Genomic DNA, 17,334 nt, shown 5'->3' with positions numbered 1-17,334 from the left:
GGTCGCATGTAATTCTCGAGATCATTAAAACTTGTTTTTTTGTTTGTGGTGAAATATTGTAATAAAAATGTAAGAAATGTCTGGTCTAATTTAGACACATAAAAGGCAAATATACGCATTTTATATATTTTTGACTAATATTGAATTGACGAAAAGTCATCTTATAAAAATAAAACATACACCAAGGGAACTTAAACGATGAAAACCCAACGCCTCTCTCTGATATCAGGTGCAGTGATACTTGCACTCGGTTTATCAACTTCCGCATTAGCTAATACAACAACATCAGCAATAAAAGGCCAGATTTCTGGTCCTCAAGGTAACCCTGCTGCAGGTACAGCTATAACTATTGTACATGTTCCATCAGGCAGTACTAAAAATGCTACTGTAAATGAATCAGGTTTATTTACGGCTAAAGGTTTACGTGTTGGCGGTCCTTATAAAATTATTATTGATTCTGATAAGTTCAATGATAAGACAGTAAATGATGTTTTTCTTACACTAGGTGAGACATACCCAGTAAATGTAAGTTTAGATGCTAAGCAAACAGTTGAACGTATTGAAGTAACAGGGCGTACAATTAGCCGTTATTCGGGTGGAACTGGTCCTGCAGCCCATTTTGGTTTAGAAGATCTAGAAAATGCGCCAGCCATTAACCGTGATATTAAAGATATTGTTCGAGTTGATCCTCGAATTTACATTGATGAAAGTCAAGGTGATGCGATTCAATGTGGTGGCGGTAACCCTCGTTTTAACAGCTTAACGCTTGATGGCGTAAGAATGAATGATAGCTTTGGCTTAAACCGAAATGGTTACCCAACCACTCGTATTCCTTTTTCATATGATTCTATTGAACAAGTCGCGGTTGAATTAGCACCTTTTGATGTTAAGTATGGTGGTTTTACTTCATGTAATGTTAACGCAGTGACTAAATCAGGTGGTAATGAAGTACACGGTGCTTTTTTCTATGATTACACCAATGATTCGATGAAAGGCGATTCAATTGAAGGTGAAAAATTTGAAAACGGTAATTTCAGCGAAAAACGTTATGGCTTAAGTGTTGGTTTCCCAATTCTTGAAGATAAGTTATTTATGTTTGCGTCTTATGAAAAACTAGAAGGGGCAAAAATCTTTGAATATAACCCTTTTGGCGACAACGTAAGCCAAGCTGATCTTGATCGCATAAAACAAATCACTTCAGATGTTTATGGTTACGATGCAGGTGATTTACCGGCAAGTTTACCGGTTGAAGATGAAAAGCTGTTAGTAAAAGTAGATTGGAACATTAATGATTCTCATCGTGCAAGTTTGATTTATAACTACAATGATGGTTTTGATCTAGACCAATCAGATGACTGGGCATTAACATTAGATAGCCATTTTTATGAACGTGGTGCTGAGTTAAATTCACTTGTCGGTTCTTTGTATTCAGATTGGACAGATGATTTTTCAACTGAACTTAGAATAGGTAAAGTTGAATTAGATAATCGTCAAAACTCATTAGATGCAGCAAGTGGCTTCGGTGAAGTACAAATTCGTCATGGTGGTACAACAGTTTTCTTAGGTCCTGATGATTCTCGCCAATCAAATGAAATGAACACTGAAACGGTAAGCCTCAGATTTTCAGGGGATTATTACCTAGACGAACATACGATCACATTCGGTTATGAATACGAAGAAGTAACGGCTTTTAACTTGTTTATGCAGCATACTCAAGGTGAATTCCGTTTTGATTCGATTGATGATTATGAAGCAGGGATGGCAAGTCGAGTTTATTATAATAACTCTGCTGGAACAAACGTTCCATCTGATGCCAGCCAAGAATTTTCATTCCAGCAACATACTATTTATGCGCAAGATGAATATACTTTTGCTGATGTAGACATGACGTTAATGGTTGGTTTCCGTTATGACATGTATACCAGTGATGACAAACCACGTTATAACCAAAACTTTGTTGATAGATACGGTTTTGCAAATGACGGCAATATGGACGACAAAGATTTATTTCAACCACGTGTTGGCTTTAACTGGGCTGCAATGGATAACTTAGAAATTCGTGGTGGTTTTGGTCTATATTCTGGTGGTAATCCTAATGTATGGGTTTCAAATGCTTACTCAAATGATGGTATTGTACAAATTGGTCTTCGTGAAAATGGTGTAGATTTATTCAATACTACTATGACTAACGGTGACGGCCCTGGATTTGGTGTTCCACAATCTATGTTTGATGAAATTCAAAACTACCCAGTAGGTGGCGGAGATGGTGCGGTTAATGCTATCGACCCTAATTTTGAATTACCTTCTGAATGGAAATATGCTTTAGGTGGTACTTATACGTTTGATAATGATGTAATCGTTGCTGTAGATCTTTTACACAATCAAAAGAAAGATACGGCTACTATTAAAGATTATGCAATTCAGCGTACTGGCGAGCAAACGTTTGACGGCCGTCCTCTTTATGAAAATAAAGAAGGTTGGAGAACTGGTGATTTTGTTTTAACAAATAGTGACCAAGATGGTAAATCAACTATCTTATCATTTGCGGTTAGTAAAGATTTTGATTGGGGCTTAAATGCTACCTTGTCATACGCTTACACAAAATCACAAGATACGAACCCGATGACAAGCTCTGTTGCTGGTTCAAACTACGGTAATATCGCGACAACGGTTCCAGATCAACCACCAATGGAAACGTCAAACTATGAAGTACCTCATCGCTTTACCTTAAACTTAAGCTACGTTACTCAATTAATTGATAACTTAGATACACGCTTTAGCTTATTTGGTTCGGCAAGTGAAGGTCAACCGTACACTTATACCTTTGATAGTTCAGATGGTGCATGGGGTGACTCTAACTGGAATGGCTCTCGCCAAATGTTATATGTACCAGCTGCCAATGATGCGAATGTTGTATACGACGCTGGATTTGATAAAGCTGCATTTGATGCATTTGTTGAAGCAGAAGGTTTAGCACGTGGTGCTACGGTTGGTCGAAACTCACAAAATGCTGATTGGTTTGTTAAATTTGACTTAAAAGTGAGTCAAGAAATCCCAGGTTTATATGAAGGTCAAAAAGGTAGTGCGTTCTTCGTTGTTAAAAACGTAGGTAACTTCCTAAATGACGATTGGGGTATCATGAAGCAAGGTCAATTCGTCGGAAACCGTATGGTTGAAATGAGCATGAATGATGCTGGTCAATACGTTTACGAAGAGTTTAACGAAGGAAACGAAGAGCAAGAAATCTATAATGATGCATCATTATGGGAAATTCGTTTTGGTGTTCGCTACACTTTCTAATCAGGAAAGTTGGTTTGAAAAAGCCGAGTTAATACTCGGCTTTTTTTATATCAAAAATCGTATACTTCTTAAAATGAATACACTATAGTTGACCAATTGGTAGGTTTTTATTGTGTAGCATATATGACAGTAACAAATGAACAAAAAACAGCATTAATTCGACAAGCTAAAACAGCTTATCAGCGTGCTTATGCGCCTTACAGTAAGTTTCATGTGGGTGCTGCAGCATTAACTAAAGATCAAAATATCGTTAGTGGTTGTAATGTTGAAAATGCCTCTTATGGTTTAACGGTGTGTGCAGAACGAAACTGTATTGCTCAAGCGGTTATCAACGGTGAGCAAAACTTTAAAACCTTGGTCATTTATACCGAACAAGAAAAATTAACGCCACCTTGCGGTGCTTGCCGACAAGTGATTGCTGAATTTTTTGAACCTCAGGCCATCATTATGGCGGTTAACCATTTAGCACAATCAAAAACATGGACAGTGGACGAACTTTTACCTTCTGCTTTCACTCCTAAAGATCTTTTATAAAAGGTATTGTATGTATCTTCCTCAAGAAATAATTCGTAAAAAACGTGATGGACTTAATCTTTCTCAGCAAAACATCAGTGATTTTGTTGATGGTTTAGTTACCGGTCACTTTAATGATGCCCAAGTTGGTTCTATGGCAATGGCTATATTTCAACAAGGGATGAATACCGACGAAATTGTTCAACTTACCCATGCTATGATGCATTCTGGTGATGTCATTACCTGGCCTGAACTTGATAAACCTGTTGTAGATAAACATTCAACCGGTGGTGTCGGTGATAAAGTCAGCTTTATGCTTGCGGCTATCGTTGCAAGTTGTGGTGCTTACGTACCTATGATTGCGGGTCGTGGTTTGGGCCACACAGGTGGAACGGTTGATAAATTAGAAAGTATTAAAGGCTTTAATGTTCAACCTAGCATTGCTGATTTTAAACGTATTACCCAAGAGTTGGGCGTGGCCATTATCTCTCAAACGGATAATCTAGCACCTGCGGATAAGCGTTTATATGGGATCAGAGATATTACCGCAACGGTTGAATCTATTCCGTTGATCACAGCATCAATATTATCTAAAAAACTAGCGGCAGGTCTTGATGCTCTGGTAATGGATGTAAAAGTAGGTAATGGCGCAATGATGCACAATATAGAAGGGGCAACGGCATTAGCTCAATCTATTGTTAATGTAGCAAAGGGCGCGGGTGTGAATACTCAAGCAATTATTACCGATATGAATCAAGTATTAGGTTCATCAGCGGGTAATGCGTTAGAAATGAAAGAAACCGTTGATTACCTTACGGGGAAACAACGCGAGCCAAGGTTGCATCAAGTCACGTGTCAATTAGCCAGTGCTATGTTAGTGAATACCAAGCTTGCAGAAAATCATGACAGTGCAATAGAAAAAATTGAACGGGTTTTAGCCTCGGGTGAAGCGGCTGAATTATTTAATCAAATGATTGCAAGCTTAGGCGGACCGAAAGACTTTATTGATAATCCGTGGGGGGCTATGAGTCGCGCTGACGTTGTTATTGATGTATTAGCACCTCACAGTGGATATATAGATACCATGCAAACCCGTGATATTGGTTTAGCCGTGGTGGGTATGAAAGGTGGACGTTCAGCAAATGGCCAACAAATTGATCATCGAGTAGGCTTTGATCGTATTTTACCAATCGGCACCTTGGTCAATCGTGGTGATATTATTGCACGAGTACATGGCAGTGATGCAGAAAGTGCTAAATCAGCGCAGCAGCAATATAATCAAGCAGTAACAGTCAGTGAGTCAATGCCTGAAAAACAAGCCGTTATACATAAAATCATTTAACTTTATTGCACATTTACCTTGTTACATTTCGACAATCTTTTTCTTTAATTATCCAGCAATTCGGCCGAATTGTTGGATAATCCATTCTTCTCACTGTTATTTTTGTTTCTGAAACATGTTGTTAATATTTCGATGAACTGTCTATTGTTAGAGTTCAACAACCTGTTATAGACTAAGAGAATATCTTATATTCAATATGTTGGTATTCGATTGCTTATAAGTATTAAACAAAAATAAATTATTACAACAAAAGGGATCTCAGATGGAAAGACGTGACTTTATAAAGTTATCTGGCGTAGGAGCGGGAGCTATTGCATTACCTATATCGGGTATGGCGGTATCTGCTGAACAATTGCTCGATAAACCAATGGATGTTATTTATAAGAAAAAATTAGCAGACATTGCACTTAATGCGGCAAAAGCAAAAGGGGCAACATATGCTGATGCTCGAATAGGCCGTTATTTGAATCAATTTGTTACCACGCGTGAAACACGTGTAGATAATATTGTTAATACTGAATCAGCAGGAATTGGTGTACGCGTTATTGCCAATGGTACTTGGGGATTTGCCTCAACGTCGAATATGACACCAGACAGTGTTGCGAAAGCGGCAGAACAAGCGGTTGCTGTTGCGAAAGCAAACTCTAAATTTCAAACTGTTCCTGTTCAATTAGCTCCGGTTAAAGGCGTGGGTGATGTTAGCTGGCAAACCCCCATCAAAAAGAACGCCTTAGAAGTTCCGATTAAAGACAAAGTGGATCTGTTACTTTCAGCAAACGATGCAGCGCTTAAAAATGGTGCCAATTACATTACTTCAATTTTGTTTTTAGTAAATGAACAAAAGTATTTCGCGTCTACTGATGGTTCTTATATTGATCAAGATGTCCATCGTTTATGGGCACCTTTTTTCGCTACAGCGGTCGGTAAAGAAGGCTTTAAACAACGTACTGGTCTTGGTAACCCTGTTGGTATGGGCTTTGAGTACCTTGATGGCAAAGAAGAAGATAAAATTCGTATTTCCGGTGCTAATGTAGGCTATAAAAACTCTTACGATATGATTGAAGATGCAGCTGCAGCCGGTAAACAACTTAAAGCTAAATTGAAAGCAAAATCTGTCGAACCAGGAAAATATGACTTAGTACTTGATCCTGCTCACTTAATGTTAACCATTCATGAATCTGTAGGCCATCCATTAGAATTGGATAGAGTGTTAGGTTATGAAGCAAACTTTGCTGGTACAAGTTTCGCCACATTAGATAAATGGAAAAGTAAAAAATTCCAGTATGGCTCTGATATTGTTAATTTATTTGCTGATAAAACTCAAGATTATTCTTTGGGTAATGTTGGCTATGATGATGAAGGGGTGAAAACTAAAGAATGGGATCTAGTCAAAGATGGCGTGTTAGTTAATTATCAAGCAACACGTGATCAAGTACATATGATCGATCAAAAAGAATCTCATGGCTGTTGTTATTCACAAAGCTGGCGAGACGTACAATTTCAACGTATGCCTAATGTTTCATTAAAACCAAATGAAAAAGATCTTTCTGCAGAAGATGTCATTAAAGACGTTGAAAACGGGATTTATATCGCAGGTCGTGGTTCATTTTCAATTGATCAACAGCGTTATAATTTTCAATTTGGTGGACAGTTATTTTACGAAATCAAAAACGGTAAAATTACTGAACAAATTGAAGACGTGGCATATCAATCTAATACCCAGCAATTTTGGAATAGTTGTACTCAAATGGCAGGGAAATCCGATTATCGCTTAGGCGGTTCTTTCTTCGATGGTAAAGGTCAGCCTTCTCAAGTAAGTGCTGTTTCACATGGTTGTCCAACCACGCGTTTTAATGACATTAATGTTATTAACACAGCACGCAAAGTGTGATCTTTACGAAAAGAATAAAATATAAGGAAGAAAATAATCATGACAATTGTAACAGAACAACATGCTAAAGAGCTGTTAACAAAAGTAATAGCTTACTCAAAAGCGGATGAAATAGAATGTAATTTAGATGGTCGCATTGGCGGTAATATTCGTTATGCGCGAAACACAGTGTCTACGGCGGGTGAATCAAGCGATTTAACCTTAGCGGTTCAGTCAACCTTTGGTAAAAGAGTTGGGGTTGCCACCATTAATGAGTTTGATGATGCATCATTAGAAAAAGTGGTACGTCGCTCTGAGGAATTAGCGAAACTAGCGCCTGAAAATCCTGAGCATATGCCAAATTTTGGTAAGCAAACCTATACCAAGTCCTCTACTTATTTTGCTAACACAGCTAAGGTTACCCCTGAAAATAGAGCACAAGCGGCTGAAAATAGTATAAAACCTTCAAAAGCGAATGATTTAGTTTCATCAGGTTTCCTAGAAGAAGAGGTCACGTGTACAGCCATTATGAACAGTAGTGGCTTATTTGCTTATAATACCGCGACCAATGTTGATTTTTCAGTGACGATTCGAACGAAAGACGGTAAAGGCTCTGGTTGGGCATCACGTAATTACAGTGATGTAAATTTACTTGATACCAAAGAAGCGTCTGAAATTGCCATTGCAAAATCTAAAGGCTCTGTTGATGCGAAAGAAATGGAACCGGGTAAATATACGGTTATCTTAGAGCCGGCAGCAAGTGTTGGCTTGTTAGGCCGTTTAGCTGGTGCATTTGATCAAAGACAAGCCGATGAAGGTCGTAGCTTCTTAAGTAACCAAGTTGAAGAGGGCAAAGAAGGGCCTAAAAATAAATTAGGTCAAAAAATGTTTGATGAACGTGTTCATCTTTATTCTGATCCGAATCATCCTATTGCACCTTCTGCTCCTTTTGCTGGGAATGGTTATCCGAGAAACAAAGTTGATTGGATCAAGGATGGAGTGATTCAAAACATACCTAATACACCGTATTGGGCGAAACATACTGGTACGAAATATGTGCCTCGTGGCGGTAGTTTTATTATGGCTGGTGGTGATGAATCGCTTGAAGATATGATCAAAAATACCCGTCGCGGTATTTTGGTGACACGTCTTTGGTATATTCGCGCACTCGATCCACAAACGCTTTTACAAACAGGTTTAACCCGTGATGGCACCTTCTATATTGAAAATGGCAAGATTAAGTATCCGATCAAAAACTTCCGTTTCAATGAAAGTCCCATTGTAATGCTTAATAATATTGAAGCACTCGGTAAGCCTGAACGTATTGATGGCAACATGGTACCACCGATGAAAATTAGAGACTTTACCTTCAGTAGTCTCTCTGATGCAGTATAGATAGAAGTATTGAGCGCTAACCTAAAAACTTAGCGCTCAAATTTCTTTATCTAATTATGAATAAAAGACAATTTATAAAGTCACTCTCGGCTCTGGCAGCAGCAAATATCCTCCCAAATGTCGTTCATGCAGAACAAGGTTCTGCGTATGATTTTTATTTCACTCGGTTAAGTTATGAATCAGGTGATTGGGAAGTGGATGAAAGGATGCCCGCCAACGTATTAAATTCATTGATTGAATACACCAGTTTACGTGTTGATATAAAAGAACGGATCATCCCGTTGTCGGATCCACAAATGCTGAATTCGCCATTTTGTTATATGGCGGGTCATCGGCTTGTACAATTTAATCATGAAGAAAAACAAAACTTTAAAACCTATGTTGAAAACGGAGGTTTTGTTTTTGTTGACGACTGTAATCATGATATTGATGGTATGTTTGCTCGAACGTTTGAAAAACAAATGGCAGAAATGTTTGGCGAACACGCATTAAAAAAAATCCCGAATGATCATGCTATTTACTCCTCATTTTTTACATTTGATGGGCCGCCAAGAACCTCCATTGAACTGAATGGTTGGGGTGATGATCTCGTGCATAATTATTTAAAAGCCATTGAAATTAATGGCCGTATTGCAGTGTTATACAGTAATAAAGATCTCGGTTGTGAATGGGATTATGACTTTAGAAATAAACGCTGGTTAAAAGTGGATAATACCCGTTTTGCGGTAAACATTGTCATCTACTCCATGACCAGCTAATTCACACTTAACCTCATTAAAGTAGTCACCAAAATAGGCAAGCTATGAAAGAAGAAGCATTAAACGAGCAACAAGTTGAAGAAGCATTAAGTAAATTGCAGCATGTTATTAATGAAGTAGGTAAGGTCATTGTGGGGCAACAAGACGTTATTGAAGAATTACTGATTTGCATCCTTGCCGGCGGCCATTGTTTACTTGAAGGTGTTCCCGGACTTGCGAAAACGTTAATGGTGAGTTCTTTAGCTAAAACCCTCGAATTAGACTTTAATCGAGTTCAATTTACACCTGATTTAATGCCAAGCGATATCGTAGGTACCGAAATTTTAGAAACCGATCATGATAGCGGCGATCGATTCTTTAAGTTTCAACAAGGTCCTGTTTTTACAAATATTTTATTAGCGGATGAGATCAACCGTACACCACCTAAAACCCAAGCGGCTTTACTGGAAGCGATGCAAGAAAAATCGGTGAGTTATGGCGGAAAAGCCTATCAATTACCACAACCATTTTTTGTTTTAGCGACACAAAACCCTGTTGAACAAGCGGGTACCTATCCACTACCTGAAGCTCAACTTGATAGGTTTTTAATGTTAGTGCGCGTGGGATATCCAAGTGCATCTGATGAAATAGAAATTTTAAAGCGTACAACGGGCAATCTTTCCGCAACATTGAGTAAAGTACTTTCTGGTGAAGCAATGCTGGTGTTGCAAAAATTAACCCGCTCGGTAGAAATATCAGACGCACTTGTTGGTTATGTTACGGATATTGTCAGAGCCACACGAACAGAGAGTGAGGAAAAAAGTAGCTGTGAAAAAGTGAATGAATATATTCGATGGGGTGCCGGACCTCGTGCAGGGCAAGCCTTGGTGCTTTGTTCGAAAGCAAAAGCGCTGTTATCGGGACGTTATGCGGTAACGTTAGATGATATTAACTTTGTCGCCTACGCTGTGCTACGGCATCGTATGTTATTAAATTTTCAAGCAGAAGCTGAAAGTATATCAACAGATGATGTTATCAAAGCGCTGCTGACGGATGTTAAAAAACCTATTAGTCCTCTGGTTTAACTGTGTAGGGTTTTATCCGTATTAAATGAAAAATTTTATCGATCCTAAAACGTTATCACGTGTCAAAGATTTGCCTTTAGTGGCTAAAACACTCGCACAAGGCTTTTTACAGGGTATTCATCAGAGTGTTCAGCGCGGAGTTGGTATAGAGTTTAGCCAATATCGGGTGTATGAACCCGGTGATGATCTGTCTAAAGTTGATTGGAAGCTATTTGCCCGCTCTGATCGTTATTTTGTCAGGGAAGCTGAACGAGAAAGTGACATTAATATTTGGTTCGTCATTGATAGCAGTGCATCTATGGCACAAAAATCTGTTGGTATGGGAAAAAATAGTGACTTAACTAAGTTGCAATATAGCCAGTTTTTAGCCGCTACTATGGCGTATTTAGGACAAAAACAAGGGGATAATGTTGGTTTGTTAGGCTTATCTACACAGCAGAAATACTTCTTACCTGCACTTTCTGGGCAACGACACTTTCAAAAAGTGTTAATTAATTTAGCGCAAATCAAGAGTGGTGGGCATTTTCCTTCGGCAAGTAGTCTTCGATCTCATTTACATTCAATGCAAAAGTCTGGACTCATTTTTGTGATCAGCGACTTCTATCAATACGACAATAATAATGAAAATGATGTGATAAATATTGTGGCTGATCTAGTAAATGATAGAACGGATGTTATTGCTATTCAGTTACAATCAAATGATGAGTTAGAATTTTCATTTAAGGGCGCCTTAAAAATTGAGGATTTAGAAACCAATCAACAATTATTAGTCTCTTCAAGACAAGCAAAATCAGCCTATCTAAAAGCGCGTAGTGAATTTAATCAGCAGTTAACTGACACGTTTACCACGAAACGCGTTAAACACTGGCCAGTGAATATTGATCAACCGCTAGATGAAACCTTGTTACAGTTTTTAAAAATCAGACAGAAGGTGAGTCGTTAATATGCTGTCTTGGTTTACCAGTTTTCCTAGTTTTTTATGGGCATTCGTTGCTTTAGCTATTCCAGTGCTCATTCATTTATTGAGCAAAAGTAAAGGCAAACCCGTTTCAGTTGGAACTTTAAAGTTTTTTCAACAGGTAAAACCTGTAAAAATGACCCAAATTAAATTGGTCGACGCGCTTTTATTAATGTTACGGCTTTCAATGTTAATTTGTGCCATATTGCTGGTGTCGCAACTTTGGTTAAGTGATAGTAACAAAAATGATAAGCCCAACATTGCATTAATAAGTCCGAATTGGTTAGATCAATCAACTTTAGTCGACAAACAAGCTTTGTTGAGGCATCTCGACAATCAGCCTGCTTTTTTATTAGATTCAAAGCTTACTGAACTAAACAAACAACAAGTGTTAACTTGGCAAAAGCGTGAAATGTTAAGCGAAAACTCAACGTTAACTAAATCGTTATGGCAAGCCATTAATACGGCACATTTTATTTTACCGAAACAGGCCACCTTTCATATATACACTGATAATCAAGCGATAAATTTTATTGGCGAACCTGTAAAAATTGCTCAACAGATACAATGGCATGTTTTAGAAAATAAGCCTAACGTCGAGAAAAGCCTGATCAACTCAAGGTTTAATGTTGTTATTGTACGAGATCAAGATAGGTTGATTTCTCAGCGGCGTCTTGAACAAGCTTTTATGATCATAAAACAAGTACTCTTACCAGAATTATCAATCACAATTTTGGAAAACCAAGAGTTATTTAATCTTGAAACGGGTTCAGACTTTGTTGAAAACACCTTGATGAATGCCGACTGGTTGTTTTATTTAACTTCAAATGAGCCACCGTTATCGGTTAAAAAAGCGATTCAACGTGGCATCAATGTTTTTATTGATAGCAGATCTAATGGAAATATTGACGAAACGACAACATCACTGTTGAGTTATGACGTTCGTTTTGAAGATGTTTTACTTCATAAACGAGTAAAGCGTAATGAACAAACTTCGTTGCAAACATGGTTTAATCTAAATCAAAAAACCAAGTTAAATAATCAAACAAACAACATAAAAAACAAGGAAATAGATGCTCATTATCAGACAGAAGCGTTATGGTTTACAGAACAAGGACAAATCGTTTTAGAAAAGCATACTTTAGTGAACCCTATGATACGAAATACTAAAGTAGCGCAAATGACTAAATCACAACAGGATAGTCAAGGTAGCATTATTGCTAAGCAAGAAAAATCACTGACTTTACCTGAAAAAAACTCAGTGATTTATCAGTTTTATAGTCGATTAGAGCCAGGTTGGAGCGAGCTTGCAGAACAACCTCAATTTATCCAAGTGCTATTAAACCTATTAATGAATACGGATGACTCATTTCAATCAATAGTAAATAAGCGATTATCTTTAACTCAAATAGAGTCCTTGGACACTAAAATAGCAAGTAAACTGGCTTCAAATGATAAAACACTAATCAATAAGTCCCTAAAACTTAAAGACTTTAACCAGCAACCGTTGACCCAATGGCTGATTTTATTATTGTTAGTTAGCTGGTGTTTGGAACGTTTGTTAAGTGAATACGGTTTGAAAAAGCAAGTGCGATTAACTAAGCGTGGGTTAACCGAATGAGTCAAGAAAATCAAACACGATTATCGACACTTATTGAAGCAAAATTAACGAAGATACGTCGTTATTTTATTGTCAATGCACTAAGCCAGTTTCTGCCGATAGCTATAATTATTGGCTATATCGCTTCAATATTTTTATCAAAATATTTTGCTGATCACGACCCAGTTAACTATATAAACATGCCAGTGAGTTTGGTCGTTAGTATAGTCTTCACGATCTTTATTTTATTGCTTAAATACTTCCGAATAACAAGTAGTAAAGCCTTTAAAAATATTAATCAAACGAACTTTTTAATACATTGTAATCGACATTTTCCTTCATTAGAGGAAAGTGCGCAATTAGCGTTATCAAATAAACAAGAATTAAATGTTTTACAACGATTACAACAAAATAAAGTTGTCGATGAACTAAGCTTGTTGCTTACTCAAGATGAAAAGCTTGGACAAAAAGAGATAAAGCTAAACGGGCATTTTCATCGTTTCCCATCTGTAGTTATAGCGGTGGTACTGTGTTGTAGTTGGTGGTTTTTTTCACCCAGTCATCTTGTAGAGTATTTTAGTGTTGAGCAGCCTAGTTTAAAGACGGCTAATCCTGTAAAAGTGAAGTCAAATGTCGCTGAAAATAAAACAGTGACGTTATTAGCGAGTCAAGTGAACATCACGCCACCCAAATACACTGGCCTGTTAGAAAATACACAACAAGATTTAAATGTAGATTTATTGACAGGCTCAACAGTTACTTGGCAATTACATTTTTCAAACAGTGAACAGTCTTATTTTATTGAGTTTGAAGATGGTAATGTAAAACCGTTACTATTCGCTGGAAATGAGCAATTTACTCTCTCTACTGTCATAGAACATACTGGTTTATATAAGCTTTATTCTCAAGATAAAAGCTTTCAGCAAATTTATACCTTACGCGTAACGTTAGATAAAAAACCGGTTATTCGAATATTAACGCCAAAAAATACCATTACTGAAGTTGAGAAAAATGGGCAAACATCACTGATAACTCAAGTTAATATCAGCGATGATTATGGGGTAAATCATGTTGAAATTTTGGCTTCTATTGCCAAAGGCTCTGGCGAGTCAGTAAAATTTAGGGATCAGGTATTCTCCTTTGATACTGTTCAAAAACACCCCCCAACAGAGGCGAATCAGTTTCTAGCCACTTATGATAAAACATGGAATTTTGAAGCTTTAGGTATGAAACCAGGTGATGAGTTATATTTCACGGTAAAAGCTTGGGACAACAAACAACCGAATAGACAATTAACAAGCTCTGAAACAAAAATTATTCGTTGGTTAGAAGATGAAGAGCAGTTAGTGATGGCCGATGGTATTTTAATTGATTTCATGCCCGAGTATTTTAAAAGCCAACGACAAATCATAATAGAAACGAAAGCGTTAATAGCCGATAAAAAACAGTTAAGTGAAGAAGATTTTGTCGAAACTTCTGAGCTCCTAGGCGTTGCCCAAAGCGAATTAAAACAAAAATATGGTCAATATTTGGGGGATGAATTTGATGAAGGTGGCGCAGGACCTGTTCCTAATGGCGCGGGTTTTGATGAACATCATGAAGGCGACGAACATGATGATGAATCAGAACACGAGCAAGCGAATAATCATCAACAAGCAAAAGCGTTAGCCGCCAGCGGACATGATCATGGTGTCGCCAGTCAAACTGAAATTGCCCATTCCAGTGATGATAAGTCGGGTTATAGTCAGTTAATTGAAACTTATGCGCATAATCATGAGGATACCGATATTGGTATGATGAGCCGGCAAGATCCTAAAGCATTAATGAAGCAATCAATCGCTAATATGTGGCAGGCAGAATTATATTTAATGTTATCTCAACCTAAAAAAGCACTGCCATTTGAAGAGCAAGCGTTAACATTATTAAAAATGGCAAAAAAAGCGGAACGAATTTACGTAAAACGCTTAGGATTTGAGCCGCCTCCGGTAAGTGATGAGCGCCGTTATCAAGGGGATTTAAGTGATATCAATAGTGAAAATAAAGAGGTTAACATTGAACTAAGCCAGAACGAACAAAGTCAAATGGCTCAATTATATCGAGTCATTAATCACTATTTATCTGATGAAAACTCTAAAAAGACAACTGCTGGACTTTTACCAGAAGAACGCGTTGTTATTAAAGCCGTGAAAAGATCGATACAAGATCAATTAGATGACAGGCCTGTATTAATTCAAGAGGTTGCAACATTAGAGCGAATTTTATTAGCGGATTCATTTTTGTTAGCTAATTGTCAACTTTGTCTAGAGAATCTTAAGAATAAGCTTTGGCAGTTATTAGATAGTCCAATCGCTTTACCCAATACTCGTAAATTAAATTATCTATATAATTCTCCGTTAATTAATCAATACAATCAGTTGTTAATGCAAGAAGGTGAGCGAACCCACAGAGAAAACAACGTTGAAAATACAATGAAAACAAAGGAGGTTAGTCAATGATTTGGCTAGACAAGCTGGTTGTTCCTTCACTTTCATTGATAGAGCAATGTCTGGTTATGGTACTTGTATTTGTCACTATGTTAGTGATTTACCAAACCAAGCAACGATTATTTCAACAATCACCGGTTAAATTTGTTTGGGTTACCGTCGCTAATTTGGTGTCATTTATCGCCGTTTTATTGTTAGTTTTGCCCATTCAAATAAAGCAAATGGATAATAATCAGGTGATTTTACTCACTTCAGGTTTTGAACAGACTTCATTTAATGCTCAAACACTGTGTGATCATTCCTCGAACATATATTATTTAAATAAATCAACAGACAATTCAGCATTAAACCTAGCTCAGTCATGTGATAATTCTCTAACCAGAATAAGTCACCTTAGCGAATTAAAGATATTTGAGCCTAATATAGATCATCTTGTCGTTTACGGTGATGGTTTAACCGAACAACAATGGCAACTTTTACAATTAAATACTCATCAGTATTTCCCAAGTGAACCTATGTCGGGATTTATTTCTCCACTATGGTTAAAAGAAGCGGTTTTAGGTGAAAGCATAACCTTCAGTGCTAAGTTACAAATTAGTCAGTCACAACAACGTAAATCTGAAATTCACTTGATACAATTTATCGATGTCAATGGTGAGGTTTTAGCTGAGCAAAATGTAAGGCATCAAGAAGCTTTTTCTTTTGTATTTACGCCAAAAACCTCGGGTAAGCACAGTTACCGAGTGCGCTTAATCGAGAACACTGCTGAGAAAGGACAAGACAATAAAATAGTAGTGGATGAAGTGATACCGGTAAATATTACCTTAGCATCAGTGCCTCGTGTGCTAATTGTTCAATCAGCGCCAAATTATGAAAGCAAATATTTTAAACATTGGCTCACCGAAAATAACGGGCAATTATTAACTGTTACTCAAATCAGTAAAGATCATGTCATCAGTGAAAGTGTGAATTTACCTGAAAATACGCCAGCCGTTATTAAAACGTTAGCGCAGCAAAACAGCTTGTTAACTTCTCTTAATGAGGTGATAACACCTGATATTTTACAATATTTTGATTTACTGATGATTGATAGCAAAGCCTTGTTATCTCTTGACAGTAGACAACTTAAGGTACTTGATAATGTTAACAACAATGGTTTAGGGGTGCTTATTGCAGCCGATGAAAGATTAATAACCGCATATGTTGAACAAAAACTGCCGATATTAGCCATTTTTCAATCACAGGCCAATCAAGAAAAGATAAATAAATCTAATGAAGCTAAACAAAAGCAGGTGTTTTTGCATTGGCTCAATAATCGTTTTGAACATATATCCAAACAGCCAATCACGGCTGAACAGATAAATTTACAAAATTTTAAGGCAAAAACTTTAGTTTATGATCAGCAAAAACAACCGTTAGTGATCAGTAACATAAAAGGTAAAGGTAAAATTGCTTTGACAAGTATTAACCGTAGCTTTCAGTTAAAAACTAATGGGTTAGTACATGAATACAGCCAATTTTGGCAGTTTATTACTAGCTCATTGGCTCGAAATAGCACCCGTTTGTCTTGGATACCACAACCAGATAACAAGCTTTCGTTTGAAGGACAACCGTTAACAGCCTGTTTTCTCGCTGAAAGTAATGTTATGCAATCAGCTAATATTAGCCAAATAATTAAAGACAAAGAAATCCCGTTATACATAAATGTTGAAGGCCAAAATAAATATTGCAGTATATATTTTTCAAATGAAGCGGGCTGGCAATCTTTACGTATCACTAGTGAATTAAGCGAACAAATGTTATTAGATAACCGTCAGCTTGTTTATCACTTTTCACAACAAGATTGGTTGGCTTGGCAACAGGCTTTAAAACATTTTGCGACTGAGAAAAATGTTAAGCAAAGCCAAACATTGAGCAAACTCGATAATGAGTCGCTAACAGAGGTAAATAAACTGATTATATTCTTTGGGTTATTATTGAGTTCAATTTTATTATGGATTGAAAGAAAGCTGTTTTAATTGTTTATTTGATTAAAGTTTTAACTCATGGAG

11 protein-coding genes are annotated in these 17,334 nt (G+C 37.2%); all 11 read left to right on the top strand.

What is annotated here, in order from left to right; all coding sequences use genetic code 11:
* Positions 1-198: 198 nt before the first annotated feature.
* The 11 genes from RM573_RS14510 (at position 199) to RM573_RS14460 (ending at position 17,301) form a co-directional block, all read left to right on the top strand.
* Positions 199-3,300: a TonB-dependent receptor gene (locus RM573_RS14510; RefSeq protein WP_311583618.1), complete on the top strand. Its 3,102-nt coding sequence runs from the start codon at positions 199-201 to the stop codon at positions 3,298-3,300.
* A 123-nt stretch (positions 3,301-3,423) separates the two neighbouring features.
* Positions 3,424-3,834, top strand: a complete 411-nt coding sequence (locus RM573_RS14505; protein ID WP_311583616.1) for a cytidine deaminase — start codon at positions 3,424-3,426, stop codon at positions 3,832-3,834.
* Between the two features lie 10 nt (positions 3,835-3,844).
* On the top strand, positions 3,845-5,155 hold the full coding sequence (deoA, locus tag RM573_RS14500; RefSeq protein ID WP_311583613.1) for a thymidine phosphorylase: 1,311 nt from the start codon (positions 3,845-3,847) through the stop codon (positions 5,153-5,155).
* Between the two features lie 262 nt (positions 5,156-5,417).
* Positions 5,418-7,046: a TldD/PmbA family protein gene (locus RM573_RS14495; RefSeq protein WP_311583610.1), complete on the top strand. Its 1,629-nt coding sequence runs from the start codon at positions 5,418-5,420 to the stop codon at positions 7,044-7,046.
* Positions 7,047-7,085: 39 nt separating this feature from the next.
* Complete coding sequence (locus RM573_RS14490) at positions 7,086-8,420, top strand: TldD/PmbA family protein (protein ID WP_311583607.1); 1,335 nt, start codon at positions 7,086-7,088, stop codon at positions 8,418-8,420.
* 56 nt (positions 8,421-8,476) lie between these two features.
* A complete protein-coding gene (locus RM573_RS14485; RefSeq protein WP_311583604.1) occupies positions 8,477-9,178 on the top strand; it encodes a DUF4159 domain-containing protein in 702 nt (233 codons plus the stop codon).
* A 44-nt stretch (positions 9,179-9,222) separates the two neighbouring features.
* On the top strand, positions 9,223-10,242 hold the full coding sequence (locus RM573_RS14480; RefSeq protein ID WP_311583601.1) for an AAA family ATPase: 1,020 nt from the start codon (positions 9,223-9,225) through the stop codon (positions 10,240-10,242).
* 25 nt (positions 10,243-10,267) lie between these two features.
* Positions 10,268-11,185, top strand: coding sequence for a DUF58 domain-containing protein (locus RM573_RS14475; protein ID WP_311583598.1), 918 nt, complete (start codon positions 10,268-10,270; stop codon positions 11,183-11,185).
* Position 11,186: 1 nt separating this feature from the next.
* Positions 11,187-12,821, top strand: coding sequence for a BatA domain-containing protein (locus RM573_RS14470; protein ID WP_311583595.1), 1,635 nt, complete (start codon positions 11,187-11,189; stop codon positions 12,819-12,821).
* Positions 12,818-15,295 (top strand): ABC transporter permease, encoded by a 2,478-nt coding sequence (locus RM573_RS14465; protein ID WP_311583592.1) that lies wholly within the window; start codon positions 12,818-12,820, stop codon positions 15,293-15,295. Before RM573_RS14470 ends, RM573_RS14465 begins: the two co-directional genes overlap by 4 nt.
* Complete coding sequence (locus RM573_RS14460) at positions 15,292-17,301, top strand: hypothetical protein (protein ID WP_311583589.1); 2,010 nt, start codon at positions 15,292-15,294, stop codon at positions 17,299-17,301. Before RM573_RS14465 ends, RM573_RS14460 begins: the two co-directional genes overlap by 4 nt.
* Positions 17,302-17,334 lie beyond the last annotated feature (33 nt).

The sequence above is a fragment of the Thalassotalea castellviae genome (genome assembly GCF_031846185.1).
Taxonomy (GTDB): domain Bacteria; phylum Pseudomonadota; class Gammaproteobacteria; order Enterobacterales; family Alteromonadaceae; genus Thalassotalea_H; species Thalassotalea_H castellviae.
Note: the sequence above shows the minus strand (reverse complement) of the source record. Positions and strands in the feature narration are given on the sequence as shown.

Coding starts and splice junctions, on each gene's coding strand:
- RM573_RS14490 (WP_311583607.1), top strand. CDS start 7,086: ATGACAATTGTAACAGAACAACATGCTAAAGAGCTGTTAACAAAAGTA.
- RM573_RS14480 (WP_311583601.1), top strand. CDS start 9,223: ATGAAAGAAGAAGCATTAAACGAGCAACAAGTTGAAGAAGCATTAAGT.
- RM573_RS14460 (WP_311583589.1), top strand. CDS start 15,292: ATGATTTGGCTAGACAAGCTGGTTGTTCCTTCACTTTCATTGATAGAG.
- RM573_RS14475 (WP_311583598.1), top strand. CDS start 10,268: ATGAAAAATTTTATCGATCCTAAAACGTTATCACGTGTCAAAGATTTG.
- RM573_RS14510 (WP_311583618.1), top strand. CDS start 199: ATGAAAACCCAACGCCTCTCTCTGATATCAGGTGCAGTGATACTTGCA.
- RM573_RS14505 (WP_311583616.1), top strand. CDS start 3,424: ATGACAGTAACAAATGAACAAAAAACAGCATTAATTCGACAAGCTAAA.
- deoA (WP_311583613.1), top strand. CDS start 3,845: ATGTATCTTCCTCAAGAAATAATTCGTAAAAAACGTGATGGACTTAAT.
- RM573_RS14465 (WP_311583592.1), top strand. CDS start 12,818: ATGAGTCAAGAAAATCAAACACGATTATCGACACTTATTGAAGCAAAA.
- RM573_RS14495 (WP_311583610.1), top strand. CDS start 5,418: ATGGAAAGACGTGACTTTATAAAGTTATCTGGCGTAGGAGCGGGAGCT.
- RM573_RS14470 (WP_311583595.1), top strand. CDS start 11,187: ATGCTGTCTTGGTTTACCAGTTTTCCTAGTTTTTTATGGGCATTCGTT.
- RM573_RS14485 (WP_311583604.1), top strand. CDS start 8,477: ATGAATAAAAGACAATTTATAAAGTCACTCTCGGCTCTGGCAGCAGCA.